The following is a 21,633-nucleotide window of genomic DNA, read 5'->3' on the forward strand; positions in this document are numbered from 1 at the left end:
CTAATACTATAGCTATACCCCTCAACTCTGAAAGACAATAAAAAGAAATATGAAATAAGTTTTCTATGATTTTCTTACTTATAAGCTTTTCTTCAATTTATCAAATAAAAATTAGATTTGAATAAAAAAGAGATTAAGAATAAATGAATTTATTTCTTAATCATCTTTAATGAATCATATAAAGTTGCTCACGAGCTCTCCTTAAGATCATTAGCATAAAACGTCTGAACTGCGTGTGTATATTTTCACCAATAAAATTCAACATTCAGAAATGAAATCTAGTACTTGTTCCTTTAAATTTCTTTAATGGTGTATCCTATACCTCGAACAGTCTCAATGAGTGAGGTACTAAATCCTTCTTCAACTTTCTTTCTCAAATAACTTATATAAACATCAAGTATATTTGTATCTCCTTTGTATTCATATCCCCATACATTTAGTAAGATACCTTCACGTGTAACTGTCTTATTTTTATGGAGGACTAAGTAAATTAATAAATTGTACTCTTTAGGGGTTAAGCAAATTTTTTGCCCAGCTCTAGTTACCTCTCTTGATTCAGTATTGATAACCATATCTTTAATTAATAATAAAGAGTCTTTTTCTACCTTATCCCTAATAATAAGATGTTTATAACGTAGTAAAGAACGTATCCGAGCCAGCAATTCTTCAGTTTTAAATGGCTTAGTTATATAATCGTTTGCGCCATGATCTAACCCCATTATTTTGTCTAGAGTTGAATTACGGGCTGTTAAAAGGATAATAGGCACGTAACTTTCTCTCTTTCTTAACTTACGCAAGACCTCTATACCGCTCATTTCCGGTAGCATAATGTCAAGTAAAATTAAATCAAACATATGTGATAAGGCCACTTCGAGACCATCTTTGCCATTGTTTTTAATTTTGACTTGGTAACCTTCATGTTCAAGTTCCATTTTTAATATGTTGCCTATTTCTACTTCATCTTCCACAATTAAAATACTTTCTTTCATATAACCCCTCTTTGCAATCTCTATATTTTTGTTTTGCATATCGTTCTTTCCATAATAAAGAGAAGTGTATAGCTATCACAAACCAACATCTCATTGGAAAATAGGAAATTTTAAGTACTCAACATAAAAATATACGATAAAAGACGTCTGATATGATATCAAATTCCCTACCCATTGTTCTTTGCTTTAATAACAATTACTTCACTAATATCATTAAAGTTGGATGAGGGTTTTACAACGGCCAATTGCGTTAGTCCATATTCATCAGGTTTTACTTTAATTACTTTTCCTAAGGCTAATTTCCCTTGAAAGATTGAACTGATGGGAGAGGTTTGAACTTTATCTCCTACATTAACCTCAGCCCCACTAGGGATATTTCTAATAATTAAATTACCTTTTTTATCATCATAGCCTTCTAATGTTCCATTCACGCTTTTCCTATCCTTTAACATTACCGCCATGCGATTTGTCCTAAAGTTTGAGCTAATTAATTCTACTATAGATGTTGACGAAAAAACTTTGGATACCTTCCCAATAACTCCATTTGTGCCCAGCACATTCATGTCTATTTTCATCCCCTGCTTCTTTCCCTTGTCAATTGTTATTTCATTGTTCCAATTATTCGTTGATCGACCAATTACGGTAGCTGTTATAGGGTTATAGGCTTTCACCTCATCTTCTGCTTTTAAAACTTCTTTTAATACTTTATTTTCATATTCCAACTTATAAACATTTGCCTCCTCCTGATTTTCAGTGGCTAGCTTATTCTTTAAGGTAGAGTTTTCTCTGTAAGTGGAAAATAATTGACTCACTTGTTGAGGTTCACTCCAAGAAAGCTTGTCTAAAGAAGGTAAGCTTTCTTTGTACAAGGTTCCAATAAAAATAATTCCTCCTACAGTAAGAATTCCTCCTATTAACCTATATCTATGTCTTTTCTTCTTTCTTTGAAAACGTATCAAACTGGCACCTTCCTACCAATAGCCATGCTATTTATAATATCAGCTGTTTCTTAAAAACTTCTTAAGTATCATCATCTTTGACCTCTTAACAACTGTTCAACGTTCTCCTTCTTTTAATGAATTATACTTATTTTCTAGCTTCAGAAGCTAAAGGAATAACGTTATGTTTTAAAATTTGGCTCACATAATTTAAATTTAATACTGTGTAATGAAATTTAAATGAAATTAAAATGAGAATTTAATAAAAAATAAATATTTTATTTTTATAAAAACATCATGGTCCAAAAGAGTTGATAAAACATTTAATCAAAAACATTAATAAAAAGTTTTTTATAGAAATCTCATTAAATTTTTATTTACTTTTCATTTTGATTTTAGAAAAAGACTGTACAGTTTGAATTGCAGTGATGAAGCTTTTAAAGAATTTTTTAAGAAAAACGTTAGACAAGTGTGCCGTTTATTTAAGAGAATAAACAGTTAGCACAAGAAGGAGAGAAAAATTAAAAATGCAAGCATTTTCGCCAATGAATAAAATTGCACAAATTACACTTGTTTTTTGGATTATGAAGATTTCTGCTACGACACTGGGTGAAACCGCAGGGGACTTATTAGCACAAACATTAGGAGTTGGATATGCAGTCAGTACGCTGATCTTTTTTAGCATATTTTTAATTACACTTGTAGCTCAACTAAGCTCTAAAAGGTATATTCCGGCCCTCTATTGGACCGTTATTCTGTCAACTAGCGTAGCTGGCACAACTATGTCTGATTTTATGGATCGTACACTGGCATTAGGTTACGCAAAAGGCTCTATGATATTAATTACTATATTGTTGTCGATATTTGCATATTGGTATTTTAGCGAGCGTTCATTAAATATCAATTATATTAGAAACCGCAAGGCTGAAGTACTTTATTGGATTGCCATCCTTTTCTCAAACACATTAGGTACAGCTTTAGGAGATTTTTTGTCAGATACGTCTGGCCTTGGATATATAGGTGGAGCTATTCTAATCGGCAGCTTACTAGCATTCATCGCTATATGTACCTTCTATACAAAGATTTCTCGTGTATTTTTATTTTGGGTAGCATTCGTTTTGACTCGACCTTTCGGAGCAACATTTGGAGACCTTTTGACAAAGCCACATGAAAAAGGTGGTTTAGACTTAGGTACGACAGGCTCTTCTCTAGTCCTAGCCTCCATTCTTATTGCCTTTATGATTTATACGACATTTAGACAAAATAACGTAAGCTCAGAACAAGCGCTGTAGGTTTTCTTTTTTATTTAATACATTATAAAATTCATAAAAAGAAAAAATCTAATGAAGTGACTGATTGTATGAATCCTCTTGTATGATTTGAATCATTGGAATACATGGAAGGCATTTATAACCGTCTACCCAATTGGATTGTTCGTCAAAGTTATTAGTGATTTTATCTACTCTAACCAACACAAGTAGTATCTTCCTTAATGACTGTTACTGGACATGATTGAATGAATAGCAGAAAGATATACTATAAACAAGTAGGTTACTCTCCTAAAACACACGACTAATATGACTGTTAGTCGTGTGTTTTATTTCCTGTATGTACAATATTCTATGGAGCATATTAATTGCAGCCACAAAAAAAGCTCACCTTAAAAGGTCAGCCTAAATAGGGGAGTTCTATAGAAAATGTTGTATTGCATTACTGAAATTTATACTAGCATCTAATAGTGAAAAACTGGTGAAATATACGTCATACTTATCTTTTTAAAAATTTCTTCTTTGAAAAATGAAGTCTATGTTTTAAGCTCTCACTATAAAAGCGTGAACTCGTTATAGTCCACGCTTTTATACACCTTTATTCCATTAAGATCTATGAAAGTTAACCGGTTTCTAATCATCTTCTGTTCGTTCAAGCCGGCTCTTTTTCGGTACTTCTTTTTTTCTTCAATCGCTACCCACATTAAATATGCAGCTATGCAAATTTTTTATTATTAGTTATTCATGAATCTTCCATCCATTTAAGGCTTTAGCCGTATCAGCGATAAAATGATCAATAATTTCACTTTTCCCACTGTCCATAGCGGCAATTTCTGCCATGTCTTTATCACTTAAAGTGAAATCCCAGACGTTAAAGTTTTCAGCGATGCGTTCTTTATGAACAGATTTTGGAATGGTAACGACACCACGTTGAATATGCCAGCGCAAAATAACTTGTGCCACTGTTTTTCCATATTTCGCTCCAATACCGGAAAGTAATTCATTTTGGAAGATATTATTTTGACCTTCTGCAAATGGTCCCCATGCTTGTATTTGCACACCGTATTCTTTCATCACTTTCTTTGCGGCTTTCTGTTGAAAGAACGGATGGTTTTCCACTTGGTTTACAGCCGGCACAACTTCATTATTTAGAATTAAATCAACTAGACGATCCGGATAGAAGTTGGATACACCGATAGCACGAATTTTCCCTTCCTCATAAATCTCCTCCATTGCGCGCCAAGAACCATAATAATCATTAAACGGCTGGTGGATTAAATACAAATCAAGATAATCAAGCCCCAGCTTTTCCAAAGAAACGTTAAAGGCTTTTTTGGCACTTTCATAACCTTGATCCTGAACCCAAAGCTTTGTTGTGATAAAAAGCTCTTCTCTTGGAATGCCACTTTTTTTGATGGCTGCACCAACTGCCTCCTCATTCATATAAGCCGCCGCTGTATCAATTAGACGATATCCTGCTTCAAGTGCGTCGGATACTGCTTGTTCACATTGAGCTGAGTCAGGAACTTGAAATACACCGAAGCCTAAGATAGGCATTTCAACACCATTGTTCAAAGTAATTTTTTGCATATAAAATTCCTCCTGTTTTAAAGTTTCGTTAACCTTGCACAAGTATTATCCTAATGCCTTCGTGTTACACGAGGTCAAGGCTTTTAAATAAATTAAGTTGAACTATTCAATCTGGAATTAAAGCGTATAAGGTGAAGAAAATGGTTAAACTATATCTTCAAATTTAAAAACGTGAATGATAAAAAACCTATCACATTCGTGTTACACGAATGTGATAGGTTTTTAAACAGTAATGAAGAAAAAATGTTTATGGGAGTGGCCAAAATGTATACGGTGAAAGATGTGGCTAAGCTGCTTGACATAACGGAACATACCGTTCGTTTCTACACGGATAAAGGATTAGTTCCAAGCGTACAGCGTGATAAAAACAATATTCGTCTTTTTGATCAAGAGTCCATTAATTGGCTGACAGGTGTTAAATATTTAAAACAATGTGGGATGACAGTGGAAGACATTAAACCTACGTAGATTTGTGTTTAGAAGGTGGAACTACCATTCATGAGCGCTATCAAATCATTTTAAAACAAAAAGAGATCGCTAAAGCTCAATTAGGGGAAGCTAAAAGAACTGTAAAATATATGGACGAAAAAGCAAATCATTATCTTGATATTATTAACGGTTTATTGCCAGATGACACTAACCCTAGCGAATGGGAATTAATACGTGCTAATAAAACATCCAAAGGATCTTAACATCAACTCTATATCACCAGTACAAAGACTTATCTATCATACAGTATAGATAAGTCTTTGTACTGCCTTCGGTTTTCAACTTTAACTCTCTTTAAAATAGCCTGGGCGATTACAGCCGTTTTACTCCATTTGTTTGAGCTAGACCGATGCCCTGTCAGTTTAGAGTGTGTGCAAATTCTTCCTGCAGTTCTTTTAAAAACGCATTTGCCGCAGCTGAAAGAACATGATGCTTTTTCCACACAATATTTAAACCTGATTCAAGTCTTGGCTGTAAGGGTCTGAAACAAAGATTACTAGCAGTAGACGTATTGACTATTTTATCAAGTGTTATTGCATATCCAACGCCTTCTTCAACCATAATGGCCGCATTATATGCAAGATTGTATGTAGTGACGATGTTTAATTTATGAAAGTCTTCGCCAAACCAATCCGCAAATTCATTTTTTGAAAACGTCTGTTTCATGGCCTGTCGTGAACAAATCAGTGGAACGTTTAATAAATCTGCAGCTTGAATGCTTTCTTTGAGGGCAAGAGAGCTGCCTTTTCTCATCACAACGCCCCAAACATCTTTGGCAGGCATATTAAGATAATTGTATTTTGAAATATCGGCTGGCTGAATTAAAATACCGAAATCAAGCAATCCCTTGTCAAGCCGTTCCGTTATATCTTCTTCGTTTCCGCTGTAGAGGTGATATCTTATATTGGGATAACGTACCTGTACATCTTTTGCTACTCGTGCAATGTGTTTCATTGCTTCAGTTTCCCCGCCGCCTATATAGACATCACCACCTATTGTTTCTTCCATCGAACTAAATTCCGCCTCTAATTTATCCACCATATTAACAATTTCTTCTGCCCTGTTTCGCAGAAGCATTCCTTCATCTGTCAGAATGACACTGTGACTGCTGCGAATAAATAGTTTTTTACCTAACTCTTGTTCAAGGTCTTTTAATTGTCTAGACAGAGTTGGCTGTGTCACATGCAAAACATCAGCGGCCTTCGTGATGTTTCCTTCTCTTGCAACCGCAAGAAAATACCGCAAAACTCGAATTTCCATATCCCCCTCCTCCTTTCATAAGCTTTAGTATATACACTCTAGAAATGCTTATCAAACATATCATGATATAAGATATAAGTATTTTTTATATTCAAAAGAAGCCGGTAGAATAAATAACAAAGAAGTTCAACCTTTAATTATTAAAAGTGGAAAGGAGCTTAAAATGCAAAAGCTGTTGTGTCTGTCTTCTATCTTAGTAACAAGCCTTGCCCTCGCTGCTTGTAGCAACAATAATTCATCTGCAGCAGACGCAGATCATAATGCAAGTAAGCATTTAAATCGTGCAACAGAACAACTAAAAGAGGATTCTATTTCAGATGCAAAAATAAAATTAACGTTTAACGACAAAGAAGTAGTAGTAAGGATGTATGATAACCCAACAAGTAAGGAATTTCTAGTTCGATTACCTTTAACAGTAACTTTTGAAGATTATATAGGTAAAGAAAAAATTAGTATTTTACAAAAGAGATTATCAGCAGATGATGTACAAGCTGGAGATCTATCAAAAAAAGGCAACTTTGCTTATTACGCTCCTTGGGGCAATGTAGCTATTTTTTATAAAGGTTTTGAGGATGCCACAAATGACCTTATCATACTAGGTCAGATTGAGTCTGGAAAAGAAAACGTTGAAAATATTAATGGTGATTTTACAGTTACCATTGAAAAAGTGACTAAGTAAAAACATGACAATTGCTCTTTAAACAGCCCGCTTTGAAGCAGCTAGAACATAACGCTTTTTAGAAAGAAGGAAATTGATTTTATGTCTAAACAAAATAAGCTACTTATATTTGTCTTAACCTTAGGAGCTTTCGGGATTATAAATACCGAAATGGGGGTTATAGGGATACTGCCCTACATTGCGGATCACTTTCATATCAGTGTATCAAAGGCCGGATGGCTGGTGAGTCTCTTTGCGCTTACTGTATCAATATCTGGTCCAACGATGCCTTTACTCTTTTCAGGAGTCAACCGTAAGAAAGCAATGTTACTTGTACTTGGTATTTTCGTTTTAGGTAACATTATTTCTATCTTTACTTCTAACTTTGCTATTGCCATAATTGCACGTGTGATTCCAGCTATCTTTCATCCAATTTATTTTTCAGCAGCTTTTACAATGGCAGCAAACTCCGTTAGCAAGGAAGACGCTCCAAAAGCTGTCTCAAAAGTCTTTATTGGCGTATCTGCAGGTATGGTGCTTGGTGTACCAATCGCAAGCTTTCTTGCAAGCACAGTTTCGTTTCAAATAGCAATGACATTTTTCGCTGTCATTAACGCTATAGTATTTATTGCTACGTGGGCATTCTTCCCTTCTATGCCTGTTAAAGAAAGACTTTCATACGGAGCACAGCTAAGCGTATTAAAAAAACCTATTACTTGGCTTTCCATTATTGCTGTTCTTTTACTGAATTCAGCAGTATTTGGGGTATACAGCTATCTTGCTGAGTATCTTAAAAGCGTTACGAACATCTCTGGACAATTAATTAGTTTCATGTTGATTCTATTCGGTGGGGCAAATATTGTCGGAAACATTATCGCAGGGAAGTTACTTACGAAAAACGCCATTAAAACTGTAGTCGTTTTCCCTTTCGCATTGGGAGTCGTTTACATCATTTTATTCTTCGTCGGACAGTTTACTTGGCCTATGGCTATCCTGACTTTAGTTTGGGGAATATTTGCTGGTATAGGAACGAATATTAATCAATATTGGATTTCCTCCGCAGCTCCAGAAGCACCTGATTTTGCGAATGGATTATTTTTATCATCCGTTAACTTAGGAACAACGATTGGCACAGCTGTGGGTGGACTATTTATATCAGGAATGGGTACACAATATGTTGTACTAGTGGGGATCTTGTCATTAGTATTGAGTGTACTATTTATTTTACCAAGAAGCTACATGCAGCGTCCGATAAGTCAACTTTCAAAATAAGACATCAGCGCAACTTTCTTTCGGGATCCCTAGTAGGATCCCTTTGTTTTCTTTTATTACATCTATGAAAAGCAGCAATCCGTTCCTTTATACCCCTCATGGAACAGCAATCCTACGGAAGAATTATTAATGTTTCCTCAGAATATGGAGCCATGAGTGAAATGTCATCTCCAGGAGTAGGCGCTTATAAGTTATCTAAGCTTATTCTAAATGGCTTAACGCAATTAATAGCTGCAGAAAGCGCCAAAGATATCAAAATTAACGCAGTCGATCCGGGATGGGTAAGCTCAGATATGGGTGGACCATCAGCTCCAAGAACTCCAGAGCAAGCTGCTCGTTCTATCCTTTGGTTAGCAACGATTGGAACTGAAGGACCTTCCGGAGGCTTTTTTAAGGATGATAAACAAATCGATTGGTGAATGTTTAGAGCTTTAAGTACCTCCCCTATGATATTTTGAATTTATAATAAAAAACCTACGGATTATTACCAATAATCCGTAGGTTTTTTTGTTTCTAGCATATATGCAATCTATTATTTTATGTTGTTATATTGCTCATCCGTTACTGGTTCTAACCATTCCGGCGTACCAGCAGTGATGGCAATGTGTTCAAACCAGCTGTCTTTTGCAGCACCATGCCAATGTTTTACACCATCATGTGTAACAACAACATCTCCAGCTTTTAAGAATTGTGCAGGTTTTCCTTCTTCTTGGTACCAGCCTTCGCCACCTGTTACTAATAAAAGCTGAAATCCATCACGATGAATATGCCAGTTATTGCGGCATCCAGGTTCAAAGGTCACATTTCCAACTCCGACATTCACTTTGGGATCCGCGATTAATGTTTGAAGATAGCTTTGTCCAACAAAAAATTGTGCATACGCTTCGTTTTTTTCTCCTACTGGGAAAATAACGCCATTTTTTACTTCTTCATGTTTTGCCATTTTGATTCCTCCAATAATATCATTCATAGTTGTATCTCTTGGCTCATTCATTGCTATTGCATGTTTACTTCAACTTCCCACCAAATACCGGGAAGTAGCTATGCTCACCATAATCCTGAATAGGTTCGACATTTTTCAAAATTTCCATATCTGCATCACTAATCACAAAATCAAGCTCTGTATTGATTCTCATATGATCTGGGTTTGCGGTCTTAGGAATTACTGCAAGACCAAGCTGAATATCATAGCGTAGGCAAAGCTGCGCGACAGATACCCCGTATTTATCAGCTATTACCTTAACTTCTTTATTATCAAGAACTGCACCGTGTGCAATTGGCGAATATGCTTCTACCAAGATGTCATTCTTCTGACAAAACTCAATTAAATCTAAAGGCGTGTTGCTCACATGTGCTAATATCTGATTGACCATAGGCTTGATTTCACAGCTTGAAAGAATATTCTCTATATCATCCTGAAGGAAATTAGAAAGACCGATTGCCTTTACCTTTCCTGCTTTATAAGCGTCCTCCATTGCTTTCCATGCCTTTTTGTTTTCTTCGAAATAGCGATTTTCTTCTCTAAACTCCGTCCAAGGCTGTGGACTGTGGATAATGAGAAGATCAATGTAATCCAGCCCCATCTTTGTTAAAGACTCATCAATGGACTCCGTAACTTCCTCATAAGTCTTTGCTTCTGCTGCAACCTTTGTTGTAATGAAAAGTTCTTCTCTTTCAACACCGCTAAAACGGATTCCTTCGCCTATACCAGCTTCATTCATATAAGCTTGAGCCGTATCAATGTGACGGTACCCATTAGAGACCGCATCACGCACTGCCTGCGCTGCCTGTTCATCATCAAGCAGCCAAGTACCAAGGCCTAATAGCGGAATTTCTACACCGTTTGATAATTTATACGTTTCGTTAAACATGTTTTTTATCTCCTTTGAATTGTTCTATTTTTTATAGTAACTTGTCCTATATACTTTGGTTTCCCATTTCTTATCAGGGAAATCTTCACATAAAACAGAGATTCTTTACTTTCTTCTCTTAGTTTTCAGGGCTAATTTCATTAATACAAGCTAATGTATTTAGTGTTCTTGGAAAGCCCATATATGGAAGACAATGAGTGATTGCATCAATCAATTGTTCCTTGGCATTTCCTACATTCAGATTCCCTTGTACATGTGCCTTCACTTGACCTTCAGCACCACCTAACGCACTTACAATACAGAGAGTTAATAGCTCTCTTGTTTGCAAATCAAGTCCGCTGCGGGTGTAGAAATCTCCGAAACAAAAAGCCGAAAGATATTCCTGTATATGCGTTTGATTCGATGGAGCATTCTTCTGCATTTTTTTAATAACATCCCCGAAAATCTCTACTTGAGTAGCCAGCCCTTTTTGAGAGCGATTCTGTTCATTTACCGTCTTTTGACTCTCTATCGGTAAAACAATTTCCTTTGCTTTGAAAACCTCGTTAACTTTATCGATGGCATTTAACGTTTTTGGAAATCCAATGTATGGTGCACACTGGTAAACAGCTTCTTTAATTTCTACAGGTGTTAGACCAACACTCAGCGCTGCGCTAACATGTGCTGTTAGTTGAGGCAACGTCTGGTTAGTAGCCAGAACTACCAATGTAATTAGCTCGCGCTCCTTGTCATCTAGCTCACCTTGATAAAAAACTTCTCCAAAAATAAAATGGCTCAGAATGTCCTGAAAATCCGGATCGGTAACATGTGTAGCTGGAACACCATCGCCAAACAGCTGCTTGTATTTTTCTATACTCCTGTCAATGCGGTTCACAAACATTCCTCCTATTGAAGTTCATTTTTCTATAGTTTTAAAAGTATCTACCTGTCTGCTAAAAATCAATATTGATTGATTAATCAACATCTGTCTATAATTATAAAAGCAAATAAGATCCTTTCAATCGCTAATTAAAGGCGATTCGTTGATTACTCAACAAATGAAGAGATATTGTTGAATATCTTTAAAAAAAGTGAGGTTTTAAAGTGGCTAAAGTCGATAGAAGAATACTCAAAAGCCAAGAGGCTATAAAAAAAGCAGTTACTGAGTTAATGACCCAAAAACGATTTGATGACATTACCATTCAGGACATTGCTGACAAAGCAAACGTTAACCGAGGCACAATTTATCTTCACTACATGGATAAATACGATTTACTAGATAAGATGATTGAAGAGCATATGAACAATCTCGAGGAACTATGCCATTCGGCTGCTGATATGACGTTTCAAGAAGGAAATTATATTTGGTTTGAATACTTTGAGCGCCACCACCTGTTCTTTTCCACCATGTTAGAAAGTAAAGGCGCACATTATTTTCGCAGTCGTTTTCTCGAGTTAGTCATCCAAGAGTATAGTCCTGAAGTTGATATAACTAAAGGTGAAAACGAAGGGTTAAGTAAAGAAGTTGTTGTTCAATTCTTTGCCTCAGCTGTTGTAGGAACAGTAGAATGGTGGTTTAAAAATGGCATGCACGTTCCAACCGATGTCATAGCTGAGCAAACTGGCATATTGTTAGATCGGAATTTAGAATAATTTATTGCGTTTTTAAAAGCAATTAAATAACCTGGACTCTATAGAGGATCCAGGTTATTTATAAAAGGTTCTCAATATCAGGATACCTTTATTATTTTCCCATTTATAGACAGCTTGTCTAGATACATTCATTGCCCCAGCTACTTCTTCCCTGGACATCTTTTTCTCTTCTCTTAACTTCTGCAGCTGTTCCCCTAATTCACCTTCATCACCTCTAAGGCCTAGCTCACGATAAGTATGTAAAAAATTCCACAAACGCTTAGTAACAAGCTGTAAACCATTGGTTAACACAGCAGGTATTAGTACTAATCACTATACATGTCCCTATTTAACAAATAAAAAAAGCTAGCATAAAGCTAACTTTTTTAAGTTAGAGATAAAGGCAGGCTAATAATTAGCAACCGCCAAATCCTCCCCAACAAGCACAGCCAATAATGATTAATAAGATAAACAGCACGATAATTAAAGCAAAACCACTGCCACCGCCGTAACCGCAGCCGCCGCCATAACCATAGCCACAACCTCCGCCATAACCGCCAAAGAACATAAACTTCACCTCCTTCTCGTTCATACATTTAGCATATGATGAAAAACGAAATTTGCTCCACGAAGTGGATAGACTACGTTTTATATCACTATAAATAAAAAATAATAACCTTTTAGTTTCTTTTACATACAATGAAGCATCCTCAGATCCCATATATGATTTTTACTCCCTCTGCAATAGATTGTTTGAATTCCGCCCAATCAGTTCTATTGCGTATAAAAGCACTCCCTGCACAGCCTAGAATAAAAAAGTCTTTCTCAAATTTGAGAAAGACTTTTTTATTGTTATTAATAGCCAAATCCGCGGCCGTAACAGCTGCATCCAATAATGACAAGAAGAATAAACAGGACAACTAATAAAGCAAAACCAGACCCAGCTCCACCATAACTAGACATATAAACACCTCTTTTCGTGGTATTTAACTAAAGGAAAAAACTTTAAATATACATGGGTTAAGGTATTATATGTAGACATAGCTCATATCGATTGGATTTTGGTCTAAAATAGGCTACTTTGTTTAACGGTAGCTAAATAACATCCTAAATTTCACATAGTAAAAACCCTTCATTGTTAAAATGAAGGGGCTTTTTTGGCTATCAGCACCAAGGACGAGGTCTAGGAGGACAGCTTGGAGCACAAAAATGTTGATGCGTTTCCTGACATACAACGGATTCTGTATGCGGGAATGAGTGCATATATTTATAATTTTTTTGATAAACATTTGTGGTATGACTAGGATGCACCACTGGCACAAACACATCTTGACCAGCAAAAGATGTATTTTGTTTAACAAGGTGAATTATGAACCTTTTAAACATGCTTTGTAATAGTAAGAATGAGGTTTTTTTAGTTCATTCTGATAGCAGTAGAAGTTTTTTTAATGTCCATTATTCCTCAAGATTAACATCCACCGCTGCATTATCAATATTATTTAAAATGGTTTTGTTTTTATCGTCTAATTCATTACGTAAAAGTGAATTACGGGTCGCTTCGTATAAATCGTAGCTTCTTTCATCAACTGGAGAATTATGATCTTCACATATCATCTTTTCTGATTCTTTGAATTGATCTGCCATACCAGTCACCTCCTCTGTATAGTATGTGAGTTGATTAGAAAAAACATAAGAACTTTATCTGGCTACTGTTGGGTAAGGTTTAATCAACGGTTAGCTGTTTCTGTATATTGTGTTTACATATGACCTTAGGTAGACACAACCGTTTCTTGAGCATGCTTTTGGATGTTTTTTGGAACTTCCAGCAATGAATTAACGGTTATCAATTTACCTTTTGGCGCAATATCAATTTTAACTTGATTGTAGCTCCACTCCAGTTCAGAAGGTACGTGAATCGCATGTATTCCAACTTCTACTGCCGGTCTTATATCGGTTTTTAATGAATTGCCAATCATCCAAGTCTTTTTTGGATCGTACTTAATTTGGTTTAGTATTTCTTTTAATGCAGGTGTATCCTTTTGTTCAGAAATAAACACTCTTTTTTCAAAGTATTTAGCTAGCTCTAGCTGAACAATTTTTCTACCTTGATTTTCCTCGTCTCCACCTGTGTGTAAGTAGAGATTATCTCCTTGTTCTTTAAGCTTATCTAATACTTCATACATATTTGGCAAAGGCTCTATCGGTACTTCAAATACACTTTGACCAATTTTTTTGACTCTTTCGACTCTATCTTCATGGATATCTTGATGATTTTGTTCACTAAAAAATAAATAAGTAGCTACTAATGATTCTGGAAAACGGGAAGAGTGAAGGCCATACTTTTTGATACTTTTTAAATCTATCTCTAACTGCTTTTGTTTTATTTCTTCCTTAGTCAGATTCTCAAACCATTCCTGCAATTGAGCCACAAAAGCATTTATGGTGTCTCTAAAATATTTATTACAGTGAACAAGCGTATCGTCTAAATTAAAAATTAAGGTTTGCTTCTGCATTTCGTTAAATCCTTTCTACAATGGATGTACAGACAGTATAATGAAAAAACACTAACCACTTTTATTACCTATCCACACCTAAAACCAAGGTGAATTTCCCAATAGGTTAGGGACAAGCAATTGATTACTATACTGAAATAAGTATATTTAGTGGAAAGATCCTTCTAGCATATAAAATAGAAGGATCTTTTTATAAGATAAAAAGCTGCAGGATATTCCTGCTAATAAATATAACGTTCAAAATGTTTTCTATTCATGTTTGTTTTGAACGTAGAGGTACTCAGTCCTGAACGATTTATTAGCGGTTGGCTGCCTTCGCCTTCTTTAGGTATATTCATTTCAAGACCTTGTATAGTGAAAGGATCATACATATACGTTGTTCGTTCAGTTTCTGTGTGCGACATTAACTTCACCTCTATTAATAACCCTCATTTTTTCAAATCATGTTAACTCGTTTACAGCAGGTTCTTTAATGAAAATATCTACGTTTCGTAGGTCTTTTCGCTAAAAAAGATCCGCCGTTTTCTACTTTTTTTATTAAGTTGTAATTTCTTGTGGCTCTTCACCTTCAAGGTCAGTAAAAAAATTTTCTAAGGTTTCACTCGGGTCAAGAGCACGCCCATCTTCTTCGACAATACGGTTAAGCGTAGGATCATTGTTGCTATCTTTATTTTTATAGTTGTTATAATCAACTCTTTCTGCAATTCCTGAATTATCAACGCCTTTAAAGTCTTTCTTTGGCATAAAAACACCTCCTAGCCCTATTGTTTGAAAATTTGAAGATAAAATAAGTGGAAGGTTAAGTTATATTTTTATTTCCCGAGAATTAATCAGATACTTGTTGCAAAGAGACATGTACAACATGCTTAATTGTTTTACGAACTGGGGAAACTAAAACGTCAAAACTTAATTTACTGAGGAGGAATATAAGTGGAAGGAAATCCAAGCACAAGACAGTTTCAGGATGATTTAAAGCAGTATCAAATGCCAGATTCAGTAAAGCAACAAAAATCTGGAACTTATCGAGTCGGATTTGAATCAAACACTGGAATTGAAAAAGTACAGAATCAGCAAGAAGGAAGAGAAAATAAATAAGCTTGATCACTTTATACTTTTACATGACGAGGAGGGCATCCCATGGATCAACAAAAAATGTTAGCAAATGAATTAAGTAACATGCTTACAGAAAATAAGCTGCCGATTACAATTGAAGAAGATATCCATGAAATCTGCAGAGGTTTACAATCAGGTGAAATCAGAGTGAATGATTTGAAAGAAAAAGACCCTTTTGTTGTAAATGCAGTTCAAGAAGCAATGGGTAGAATAACTAAACACAATTCTTAAAATAGCTATAAAAAGCAATCATTTTTATTAAGCCAAAGACTAACTCTTTATAGAGTTAGTCCTTTGTCATTCAAATAATATACCCATGAACATGAAAAAAGAATGACAAACGAGTTGTCATTCTCTCTCCTACACATGGCAAGCGTTTAGTTTTTAGTCACAAGGAAAAGAAACATCTAATCCCACTTTTTACAGTGTCGGTTGTTTCTAAAAATTAGTATGTCATCCTAACAACGAAATATACATCCATTATTTACCACGAATACATTTCTTCCACAATAGGAAACTTAAGAAAAACAAGGAGGTGACACAACATGGCAAACAACAACAGCAGCAACAACAATGAATTAGTAGTATACGGTGCTGAACAAGCAATCGATCAAATGAAATATGAAATCGCTAGCGAATTTGGTGTAAACCTTGGTGCTGATACAACTGCACGTGCAAACGGATCAGTAGGTGGCGAAATCACAAAACGTCTTGTACAAATGGCTGAGCAACAACTTGGCGGCGGACGTTTCTAAGACAACTTTATAATTGATGGCTGAAGGAAGAATGGGTCCCCATTCTTCCTTTTTGTACGAATAAAAAAGGAAGGAGAGAGTATATGCAGCAACATCAATCAGCTAAAGAAAAGGCGGGTTTTACTGAGAAACCAGCAGCTTCTGCAACAAATGCACAAAAAGTAAAACAAGAAATCCAAAGAGACGTAAGTGAAGGACAAGGTACAATGACTTCTCGAGAAGCAGGCGCAATGCGCGATTAAAAATTAATTTGAGCGGTTTTAATCCTCGATTCTTTGTACAAAAACCTAAAAAAGTACCTCGATTAACTGAGGTACTTTTAGCAGTATACTCTATTTCGACGCGGGAGCTGCTTTGACTTCGGTTGTGTTTCATCGGGTACATGCTATTGAAAAACAAAGGCAAACAGTGTAATCCCTAATATATAAAAGTCGAGCCTGTCCAACTGAAAAATAATTAGTTTGTATTTTGTCCCCCGCCATTCAACCCTTCTTTTATGTACGCGTTAACCTGACTATTTGAAAGCAATCCAATATGTCCAATGCCATAAAGTTGAATATTTCTTGCTCCTTGCAGCCTAGAGAGACTATTAACAACAATTTGATCATTTATGCTGTAGATCGACGTATAAAGAATTTTTTGATTGAGATCTGTACCTGGGAGGGCTGTCGAAGAAACTAAACCATTCGCCCCTCCTAACGTCACGACATTTTCAATCTTATTCCCTCCCCCTAGATATTTAATATAGTACAGCGTGTTTGCTCCCCCCATACTATGAGCAACAATATCTACCTTCTTAGCTCCCGTCTCTTTCAACACTTGATCAATGTATCGAGCAAGCTGAGGTCCATTATTCAAATTGTTGCCTGTCTTATCTATAAAATCAATAGCATAAAGATCATTGCGATCCCACCCTTGAGCGATTAAATAGTTTTTGATAGCAATAAAGTTATAGGACGCACCGCTGATTCCATGAACAAGAACAACCGGATTGTGGTTTGCTTCGGCCTTAGCATTCGAAGGCTGAATTCCCAATGCAGATACAACCAGAGATAAAGCAAAAATTAATGCGGCAAACGTTTTCTTCATTTCTTTTCTCCTCCTCAAAATATGTAAGTAACAACCTCTATAGATTATATATAAAAATCCTAATATGGTAAACTTATACTCATTAGGGATTTAAAGTTATATTTATTTGTTATCTATGAGTATTTTTATAATTTTTATGACAAAAATCATCACCTAAGCTTTTCTGTAAAAAATAAGGAGGCGAAGAAAGTTGTATTGGATTTATCTATGTTTAGCTATTCTTTTTGAAGTTGCCGGAACTACGACCATGAAATTATCAGACGGTTTTACTAAAATTATGCCAAGTGTATTGCTTATACTTTTTTATATTTGTAGTTTATACTTTTTGACATTAACGTTAAAAAGTTTAGAAGTTTCAATCGCTTACGCTATTTGGTCAGGTATTCAGGTATGGGGATGATAATTATTACGCTAATTGGATTTATGTACTTTAATGAAAGTGTAAGTCTGCTAAAGATCGTTGCTATAGCTCTCATTATTATCGGTGTAGTGACATTAAATATGACCGGGGAAAAAGAAGCTACTACTAGTAAACCCACTTTGGAAGAAAACACTAGATAAAAAGATGAAATATTTATAACCTTTCGCTCAGGGCTACAAGCTATTGCATATTGAGCACTTATGAAAGATTTCAATTTAACATGGTGGGCTTTTAATTTGCACTTGATGATTTACCCTCTATTCTTTATAAAACTATTTATAAAAGATAACAGTAATCAAAAAAAGCACCTTTCCAGGTAATAAAGATATTAATGTATATATAAAAAGAACAGATCTCCTTAAGGTGATCTGTTCTTCAAGTTAATCTAGTTGCATAAATTATTGTAATCTCTTTCTTATACGTTGCTTGGCTACTATCTTTATCCAATTCCTATTTACCTTTAAAAAATCAGTGGGGAAACGCCCTTGCTTAAGTTCCATTTATTTAAGGTAATCAATTCAATTTCTTGATCTGCAAAGAAACAAATACCTTTTGCATTGTCTCCAGGATAGATTCTGCTCGTCATCACTTTCTCGCCTTCATTAATAAAAACTTCGATGGACGATTTATCAACAAACAGATGAAGATGTAAGTGATTGTCATTTAATTGAACAGGTGCTTTTCTTATTCCCCCATTACCTTCACCTGAGTTATCACGATTAAAGATAAACAAATTCTCTAGCCTATCATAAGTTAAGAGCGTTTCTTGTTGAGTGTCATTATCTGTTCTCAATTTTATTCCGAATTGTGAAGCAGCTTTTGCGTTAAATTTCACTTCAAGTTCGTAACAATCACCTGAAATACCTGCAAGTTCTTGTTCTCCGTTAACCGTGATATTTTTATACTGCACGTGATGTTGACGAAGCTGCTTAAGCTCTGGAATTGGTTTACTAATTATATTCCCTTGTTTAGTAGAAAGCTCACGCGGAATAGTCATTGCGCCTGCCCAATTGTGTTTTTGTTCAGGCATGCTGCTTTCCCACATAGCCATCCACGCTATCATAATGCGTCTGCCATGTTCATCTTCCGTTGTTTGAGGAGCATAAAAGTCAAATCCGTAGTCCAAAAGCTGAAAGTCTTCATGTTGAAGCAGCCCCGTTTGATAGTCTAATTTCCCTTTTACATATCCAGCTTGATGCAAGTTATGATAGAGATCTCTTTCTGGTTTTACCCCTTGAGGCGACATGACAAATATGTCCTGTCCATCGAGACTAAAAAGATCTGGACACTCCCACATAAAACCAAGATTCCCTTGACTTTTAGCCATTACATTTATAAACTCCCAATTCATCAGATCTCTTGAACGGTACAAAAGAACTTGGCCCTCATGATCCTTCGTGCGTGATCCAAGAACACAATAATAATAGTCGTCCTTCTTCCATACTTTTGGATCTCTAAAATGATGAGGATGAATATCCCCTTCAGGCACTGAATCAATAACTGGATTTTGAGGCACTTTATTAAAATGAACGCCGTCTTCGCTTACAGCAAGACACTGAACCTGTCTTAAGTCCGTATCATAGTTATCCCCTGTCCACGCATTCCCTGTGTACATTGCATAAAGCTTTCCGTCTTTTTCAATTGCACTTCCTGAAAAACATCCATCCTGGTCGTATTCTTCACTCGGAGCAAGAGCGATAGGAAGGTGTTCCCAGTAAGTAAGATCCTTACTTTTTATATGCCCCCAATACATCGGCCCCCACTCGGGAGAGTAAGGATGATGTTGATAAAATAAATGATACTCACCTTTATAAAAGCTGAATCCGTTTGGGTCATTCATCCAGTATGCTGGTGTAGACACATGATATTGTAGTCGCCAATGATTCTGATCAACAGACACCTGCTCGTTTAGCACAGACTTCATTGCCTTTAAGATTTTTTCTTGATGTTGATTTCTTAATGTTTTCAAAAGATTTCACCCTGCCTTTCTATACGTGAATGAGTTAATTGTGATAAAAAGAGATTAAAATGATAAATCGACTTCACAAACAATGGACTCGTAAGATCGTAATTTTATCTGATTTAGGTGTAATTCTAAATGATCATAGTTGGATAAAATAACATTTTTCATATTAAAATCTAAGTTTAGAGTCAACTCTTTATTATCAAAGTTAGCAATCACCGCTATTTTTTTATCGTTCAACTCTCTTGTGTAGGCCATGATTTGTAGGCTATCTTTAAACATGTCTTCGTATTTACCAAAAGCAATAACATCTGAATATGGACTGCTTTTTCTTAAACTAATTAAATTTTTATAGAAATAAAATAAAGAATTACGATCTTTTAAAGCATTCTCGACGTTAACAGAAGAGTAATTAGGATTTATCTCTAGCCACGGTGTGCCCTGGCTAAACCCTGCATATTCAGAATAATTCCACTGCATAGGTGTTCGAGAATTATCACGACTGCGTCTCCAAATCGCTGCTAATGCTTCCTCTTTTGAGAATCCTTCTTTCAGCGCAGAGTAATATTGATCGATTGAAGCCAAGTCATTGTAATGCTCAATTGATGGATACTCTACATTTGTCATTCCAATTTCTTGCCCTTGATAGATAAATGGCGTCCCTTTTAATAAGAAATAGACGGTAGCTAACATTTTAGCTGGAATAGGTCCTATATCTTCTGGTTTAATAAATTTGTTTAAAGAACGAGGCTGGTCATGGTTTTCTAAATAAAGCGCTCCCCACCCTGTGTTGTTATAGAACGTTTGACTGTCAGAAATGGCTTTTTTGAAATCAAGTAGATTCCAATTATACGGTTCATACCATTTCCCTTCTTTTCCCACATCTAGATCGACATGATCGAACTCAAAAAGCATACTAAAATGCCCGTCTTCTCCCGCATAAATAGGCAGTTCTTTGTGTGATACCCCAGGTGCTTCTGCCACGGTTAAGATATCATGTGAAGTAAAAGCTTCTTTACTTAGTTCACTTAAAAATTCATGAATGCCTTGTTGATTTGTTTCAATTACATTCATTCCATCATATGAATCAGCAAATATATCCTTAAAGTCCTGTCGTTTTTTTATAAATGTAATGGCGTCTACTCTAAAGCCGCTAATTCCTTTATCTAACCACCATGTGACCATTTTATAAACGGCATTTCGAAGATCAGGGTTTTCCCAATTAAGATCAGGCTGTTTTTTAGAAAATGCATGAAGATAATACTGTCCGGTTTGCTCATCATACTCCCAGCACGAACCGCCAAAAATAGATTTCCAATTGTTAGGCGGAGCCCCGTCTTCTCTTCCGTTTCTCCAAATATACCAATCTCTTTTAGGATGATTTACATCACTTTTTGATTCTATGAACCATTCATGTTCATCCGAAGTATGGTTAACTACTAAGTCCATAATAATCTTTATATTTCTTTTTTTAGCTTCATGGATTAATAGATCCATATCTTCCATAGAGCCAAATTCCTCTGCAATTGCTTGATAATCAGAGATGTCATATCCGTTATCGTCCATTGGTGATTGATAAACTGGGCTTAACCAAATAACGTCGATACCTAACTCTTTTAAGTAATCTAATTTTTGAATAACTCCTTTTAAGTCACCAATTCCGTCACCATTAGAATCATAAAAACTTTTCGGATAAATTTGATATACAACTGCTTCCTTCCACCATTGTCTATTCTTTATTGTAGCGCTTTCTTCATTCTTTCTTTCACTTAATTGAACCATTTCTTATCAGCTCCCGTATTTTTATATTAAAATTATGTACTTATCCTTCAT

At 35.6% G+C, this 21,633-nt stretch carries 26 protein-coding genes and 4 pseudogenes; 12 read left to right on the plus strand and 18 right to left on the minus strand.

Going from position 1 to position 21,633, the window contains the following annotated elements:
• Positions 1-293 precede the first annotated feature (293 nt).
• Both Q5794_RS19240 and mreC read right to left on the minus strand, forming a co-directional pair.
• Positions 294-989, minus strand: coding sequence for a response regulator transcription factor (locus Q5794_RS19240; protein ID WP_192995085.1), 696 nt, complete (start codon positions 987-989; stop codon positions 294-296).
• Positions 990-1,156: 167 nt separating this feature from the next.
• Positions 1,157-1,948, minus strand: coding sequence for a rod shape-determining protein MreC (gene mreC / locus Q5794_RS19245; RefSeq protein ID WP_374988325.1), 792 nt, complete (start codon positions 1,946-1,948; stop codon positions 1,157-1,159).
• A gap of 506 nt (positions 1,949-2,454) precedes the next feature.
• Between mreC and Q5794_RS19250 the strand changes: the two genes are divergently transcribed.
• Positions 2,455-3,219 carry a hypothetical protein gene (locus Q5794_RS19250; RefSeq protein WP_374988326.1) on the plus strand — a complete coding sequence of 255 codons (765 nt, stop codon included), beginning with the start codon at positions 2,455-2,457 and terminating at the stop codon, positions 3,217-3,219.
• 714 nt (positions 3,220-3,933) lie between these two features.
• On the opposite strand, the gene Q5794_RS19255 is transcribed toward Q5794_RS19250, so the two are convergent.
• Positions 3,934-4,785: an aldo/keto reductase gene (locus Q5794_RS19255; RefSeq protein WP_214987301.1), complete on the minus strand. Its 852-nt coding sequence runs from the start codon at positions 4,783-4,785 to the stop codon at positions 3,934-3,936.
• Positions 4,786-5,049: 264 nt separating this feature from the next.
• Between Q5794_RS19255 and Q5794_RS19260 the strand changes: the two are divergent.
• Positions 5,050-5,477, plus strand: a pseudogene (locus tag Q5794_RS19260) (MerR family transcriptional regulator).
• 154 nt (positions 5,478-5,631) lie between these two features.
• Here the strand turns inward: Q5794_RS19260 and Q5794_RS19265 are convergent.
• Positions 5,632-6,534 carry a LysR family transcriptional regulator gene (locus Q5794_RS19265; protein WP_374988327.1) on the minus strand — a complete coding sequence of 301 codons (903 nt, stop codon included), beginning with the start codon at positions 6,532-6,534 and terminating at the stop codon, positions 5,632-5,634.
• Positions 6,535-6,697: 163 nt separating this feature from the next.
• Between Q5794_RS19265 and Q5794_RS19270 the strand changes: the two genes are divergently transcribed.
• The 3 genes and pseudogenes from Q5794_RS19270 to Q5794_RS19280 form a co-directional block, all read left to right on the plus strand.
• Positions 6,698-7,213 carry a cyclophilin-like fold protein gene (locus tag Q5794_RS19270; RefSeq protein WP_192995094.1) on the plus strand — a complete coding sequence of 172 codons (516 nt, stop codon included), beginning with the start codon at positions 6,698-6,700 and terminating at the stop codon, positions 7,211-7,213.
• A gap of 81 nt (positions 7,214-7,294) precedes the next feature.
• Positions 7,295-8,464 (plus strand): MFS transporter, encoded by a 1,170-nt coding sequence (locus Q5794_RS19275; RefSeq protein WP_192995098.1) that lies wholly within the window; start codon positions 7,295-7,297, stop codon positions 8,462-8,464.
• Between the two features lie 77 nt (positions 8,465-8,541).
• A pseudogene (locus Q5794_RS19280) lies at positions 8,542-8,883 on the plus strand (SDR family NAD(P)-dependent oxidoreductase); the annotation flags it as partial.
• A 113-nt stretch (positions 8,884-8,996) separates the two neighbouring features.
• Here the strand turns inward: Q5794_RS19280 and Q5794_RS19285 are convergent.
• From Q5794_RS19285 to Q5794_RS19295, 3 genes are all read right to left on the minus strand, one after another.
• Positions 8,997-9,407, minus strand: coding sequence for a cupin domain-containing protein (locus Q5794_RS19285; protein WP_214987364.1), 411 nt, complete (start codon positions 9,405-9,407; stop codon positions 8,997-8,999).
• Positions 9,408-9,471: 64 nt separating this feature from the next.
• The gene (locus Q5794_RS19290) at positions 9,472-10,335 is read right to left on the minus strand and encodes an aldo/keto reductase (RefSeq protein WP_192995106.1); all 864 of its coding nucleotides are present in this window, start codon (positions 10,333-10,335) and stop codon (positions 9,472-9,474) included.
• A gap of 118 nt (positions 10,336-10,453) precedes the next feature.
• Entirely contained in the window at positions 10,454-11,209 is a 756-nt protein-coding gene (locus Q5794_RS19295) for a carboxymuconolactone decarboxylase family protein (RefSeq protein WP_057273786.1), read from the minus strand.
• A gap of 209 nt (positions 11,210-11,418) precedes the next feature.
• Between Q5794_RS19295 and Q5794_RS19300 the strand changes: the two genes are divergently transcribed.
• Positions 11,419-11,967, plus strand: coding sequence for a TetR/AcrR family transcriptional regulator (locus Q5794_RS19300; protein WP_029323560.1), 549 nt, complete (start codon positions 11,419-11,421; stop codon positions 11,965-11,967).
• Between the two features lie 61 nt (positions 11,968-12,028).
• Here the strand turns inward: Q5794_RS19300 and Q5794_RS19305 are convergent.
• The 8 genes and pseudogenes from Q5794_RS19305 to Q5794_RS19340 all read right to left on the minus strand — a co-directional run.
• Positions 12,029-12,126 (minus strand): annotated as a pseudogene (locus Q5794_RS19305) (helix-turn-helix domain-containing protein); the annotation flags it as partial.
• Positions 12,127-12,361: 235 nt separating this feature from the next.
• Positions 12,362-12,514: a YjcZ family sporulation protein gene (locus tag Q5794_RS19310; protein WP_013058439.1), complete on the minus strand. Its 153-nt coding sequence runs from the start codon at positions 12,512-12,514 to the stop codon at positions 12,362-12,364.
• A gap of 287 nt (positions 12,515-12,801) precedes the next feature.
• A complete protein-coding gene (locus tag Q5794_RS19315) occupies positions 12,802-12,909 on the minus strand; it encodes a YjcZ family sporulation protein (protein ID WP_016766356.1) in 108 nt (35 codons plus the stop codon).
• Between the two features lie 201 nt (positions 12,910-13,110).
• Positions 13,111-13,332 (minus strand): CotD family spore coat protein, encoded by a 222-nt coding sequence (locus tag Q5794_RS19320; protein WP_226897306.1) that lies wholly within the window; start codon positions 13,330-13,332, stop codon positions 13,111-13,113.
• A 69-nt stretch (positions 13,333-13,401) separates the two neighbouring features.
• On the minus strand, positions 13,402-13,590 hold the full coding sequence (locus tag Q5794_RS19325) for a hypothetical protein (protein WP_192995114.1): 189 nt from the start codon (positions 13,588-13,590) through the stop codon (positions 13,402-13,404).
• A gap of 125 nt (positions 13,591-13,715) precedes the next feature.
• Positions 13,716-14,459: an HAD family hydrolase gene (locus tag Q5794_RS19330; protein WP_374988328.1), complete on the minus strand. Its 744-nt coding sequence runs from the start codon at positions 14,457-14,459 to the stop codon at positions 13,716-13,718.
• 221 nt (positions 14,460-14,680) lie between these two features.
• Entirely contained in the window at positions 14,681-14,863 is a 183-nt protein-coding gene (locus Q5794_RS19335) for a hypothetical protein (RefSeq protein ID WP_025749972.1), read from the minus strand.
• A 133-nt stretch (positions 14,864-14,996) separates the two neighbouring features.
• Positions 14,997-15,203 carry a hypothetical protein gene (locus Q5794_RS19340; protein ID WP_192995123.1) on the minus strand — a complete coding sequence of 69 codons (207 nt, stop codon included), beginning with the start codon at positions 15,201-15,203 and terminating at the stop codon, positions 14,997-14,999.
• Positions 15,204-15,389: 186 nt separating this feature from the next.
• On the opposite strand from Q5794_RS19340, the gene Q5794_RS19345 reads away from it, so the two are divergent.
• From Q5794_RS19345 to Q5794_RS19360, 4 genes are all read left to right on the plus strand, one after another.
• Positions 15,390-15,554, plus strand: a complete 165-nt coding sequence (locus tag Q5794_RS19345; RefSeq protein WP_214987305.1) for a hypothetical protein — start codon at positions 15,390-15,392, stop codon at positions 15,552-15,554.
• Positions 15,555-15,596: 42 nt separating this feature from the next.
• Positions 15,597-15,803, plus strand: a complete 207-nt coding sequence (locus tag Q5794_RS19350; protein ID WP_192995132.1) for a hypothetical protein — start codon at positions 15,597-15,599, stop codon at positions 15,801-15,803.
• A 314-nt stretch (positions 15,804-16,117) separates the two neighbouring features.
• The gene (locus Q5794_RS19355) at positions 16,118-16,327 is read left to right on the plus strand and encodes a small, acid-soluble spore protein, alpha/beta type (RefSeq protein WP_374988329.1); all 210 of its coding nucleotides are present in this window, start codon (positions 16,118-16,120) and stop codon (positions 16,325-16,327) included.
• Between the two features lie 83 nt (positions 16,328-16,410).
• A complete protein-coding gene (locus tag Q5794_RS19360) occupies positions 16,411-16,569 on the plus strand; it encodes a hypothetical protein (protein ID WP_214987306.1) in 159 nt (52 codons plus the stop codon).
• A 214-nt stretch (positions 16,570-16,783) separates the two neighbouring features.
• On the opposite strand, the gene Q5794_RS19365 is transcribed toward Q5794_RS19360, so the two are convergent.
• Positions 16,784-17,416 (minus strand): triacylglycerol lipase, encoded by a 633-nt coding sequence (locus Q5794_RS19365; RefSeq protein ID WP_214987307.1) that lies wholly within the window; start codon positions 17,414-17,416, stop codon positions 16,784-16,786.
• Positions 17,417-17,606: 190 nt separating this feature from the next.
• Here Q5794_RS19365 and Q5794_RS19370 point away from each other — a divergent pair.
• Together Q5794_RS19370 and Q5794_RS19375 are read left to right on the plus strand one after the other, a co-directional pair.
• Positions 17,607-17,977 (plus strand): annotated as a pseudogene (locus tag Q5794_RS19370) (DMT family transporter).
• 60 nt (positions 17,978-18,037) lie between these two features.
• Complete coding sequence (locus Q5794_RS19375) at positions 18,038-18,157, plus strand: DUF5360 family protein (RefSeq protein WP_226897307.1); 120 nt, start codon at positions 18,038-18,040, stop codon at positions 18,155-18,157.
• A 140-nt stretch (positions 18,158-18,297) separates the two neighbouring features.
• Here Q5794_RS19375 and Q5794_RS19380 read toward each other — a convergent pair whose 3' ends face one another.
• A complete protein-coding gene (locus Q5794_RS19380) occupies positions 18,298-19,806 on the minus strand; it encodes a glycoside hydrolase family 32 protein (RefSeq protein ID WP_192995147.1) in 1,509 nt (502 codons plus the stop codon).
• A gap of 54 nt (positions 19,807-19,860) precedes the next feature.
• Positions 19,861-21,582, minus strand: a complete 1,722-nt coding sequence (locus tag Q5794_RS19385; RefSeq protein WP_192995151.1) for an alpha-glucosidase — start codon at positions 21,580-21,582, stop codon at positions 19,861-19,863.
• Positions 21,583-21,633 lie beyond the last annotated feature (51 nt).

It is taken from the genome of Priestia megaterium (genome assembly GCF_041941685.1).
In the GTDB taxonomy this organism is placed as follows: Bacteria; Bacillota; Bacilli; order Bacillales; family Bacillaceae_H; genus Priestia; species Priestia megaterium_C.

What these genes read in the sequence shown, in the direction of transcription:
- Q5794_RS19240 (WP_192995085.1), bottom strand. Translation starts at nt 989, where the DNA reads ATGAAAGAAAGTATTTTAATTGTGGAAGATGAAGTAGAAATAGGCAAC.
- Q5794_RS19250 (WP_374988326.1), top strand. Translation starts at nt 2,455, where the DNA reads ATGCAAGCATTTTCGCCAATGAATAAAATTGCACAAATTACACTTGTT.
- Q5794_RS19255 (WP_214987301.1), bottom strand. Translation starts at nt 4,785, where the DNA reads ATGCAAAAAATTACTTTGAACAATGGTGTTGAAATGCCTATCTTAGGC.
- Q5794_RS19265 (WP_374988327.1), bottom strand. Translation starts at nt 6,534, where the DNA reads ATGGAAATTCGAGTTTTGCGGTATTTTCTTGCGGTTGCAAGAGAAGGA.
- Q5794_RS19270 (WP_192995094.1), top strand. Translation starts at nt 6,698, where the DNA reads ATGCAAAAGCTGTTGTGTCTGTCTTCTATCTTAGTAACAAGCCTTGCC.
- Q5794_RS19275 (WP_192995098.1), top strand. Translation starts at nt 7,295, where the DNA reads ATGTCTAAACAAAATAAGCTACTTATATTTGTCTTAACCTTAGGAGCT.
- Q5794_RS19285 (WP_214987364.1), bottom strand. Translation starts at nt 9,407, where the DNA reads ATGGCAAAACATGAAGAAGTAAAAAATGGCGTTATTTTCCCAGTAGGA.
- Q5794_RS19290 (WP_192995106.1), bottom strand. Translation starts at nt 10,335, where the DNA reads ATGTTTAACGAAACGTATAAATTATCAAACGGTGTAGAAATTCCGCTA.
- Q5794_RS19310 (WP_013058439.1), bottom strand. Translation starts at nt 12,514, where the DNA reads ATGTTCTTTGGCGGTTATGGCGGAGGTTGTGGCTATGGTTATGGCGGC.
- Q5794_RS19315 (WP_016766356.1), bottom strand. Translation starts at nt 12,909, where the DNA reads ATGTCTAGTTATGGTGGAGCTGGGTCTGGTTTTGCTTTATTAGTTGTC.
- Q5794_RS19320 (WP_226897306.1), bottom strand. Translation starts at nt 13,332, where the DNA reads ATGTTTAAAAGGTTCATAATTCACCTTGTTAAACAAAATACATCTTTT.
- Q5794_RS19325 (WP_192995114.1), bottom strand. Translation starts at nt 13,590, where the DNA reads ATGGCAGATCAATTCAAAGAATCAGAAAAGATGATATGTGAAGATCAT.
- Q5794_RS19330 (WP_374988328.1), bottom strand. Translation starts at nt 14,459, where the DNA reads ATGCAGAAGCAAACCTTAATTTTTAATTTAGACGATACGCTTGTTCAC.
- Q5794_RS19335 (WP_025749972.1), bottom strand. Translation starts at nt 14,863, where the DNA reads ATGTCGCACACAGAAACTGAACGAACAACGTATATGTATGATCCTTTC.
- Q5794_RS19340 (WP_192995123.1), bottom strand. Translation starts at nt 15,203, where the DNA reads ATGCCAAAGAAAGACTTTAAAGGCGTTGATAATTCAGGAATTGCAGAA.
- Q5794_RS19350 (WP_192995132.1), top strand. Translation starts at nt 15,597, where the DNA reads ATGGATCAACAAAAAATGTTAGCAAATGAATTAAGTAACATGCTTACA.
- Q5794_RS19355 (WP_374988329.1), top strand. Translation starts at nt 16,118, where the DNA reads ATGGCAAACAACAACAGCAGCAACAACAATGAATTAGTAGTATACGGT.
- Q5794_RS19360 (WP_214987306.1), top strand. Translation starts at nt 16,411, where the DNA reads ATGCAGCAACATCAATCAGCTAAAGAAAAGGCGGGTTTTACTGAGAAA.
- Q5794_RS19365 (WP_214987307.1), bottom strand. Translation starts at nt 17,416, where the DNA reads ATGAAGAAAACGTTTGCCGCATTAATTTTTGCTTTATCTCTGGTTGTA.
- Q5794_RS19375 (WP_226897307.1), top strand. Translation starts at nt 18,038, where the DNA reads ATGAAAGATTTCAATTTAACATGGTGGGCTTTTAATTTGCACTTGATG.
- Q5794_RS19385 (WP_192995151.1), bottom strand. Translation starts at nt 21,582, where the DNA reads ATGGTTCAATTAAGTGAAAGAAAGAATGAAGAAAGCGCTACAATAAAG.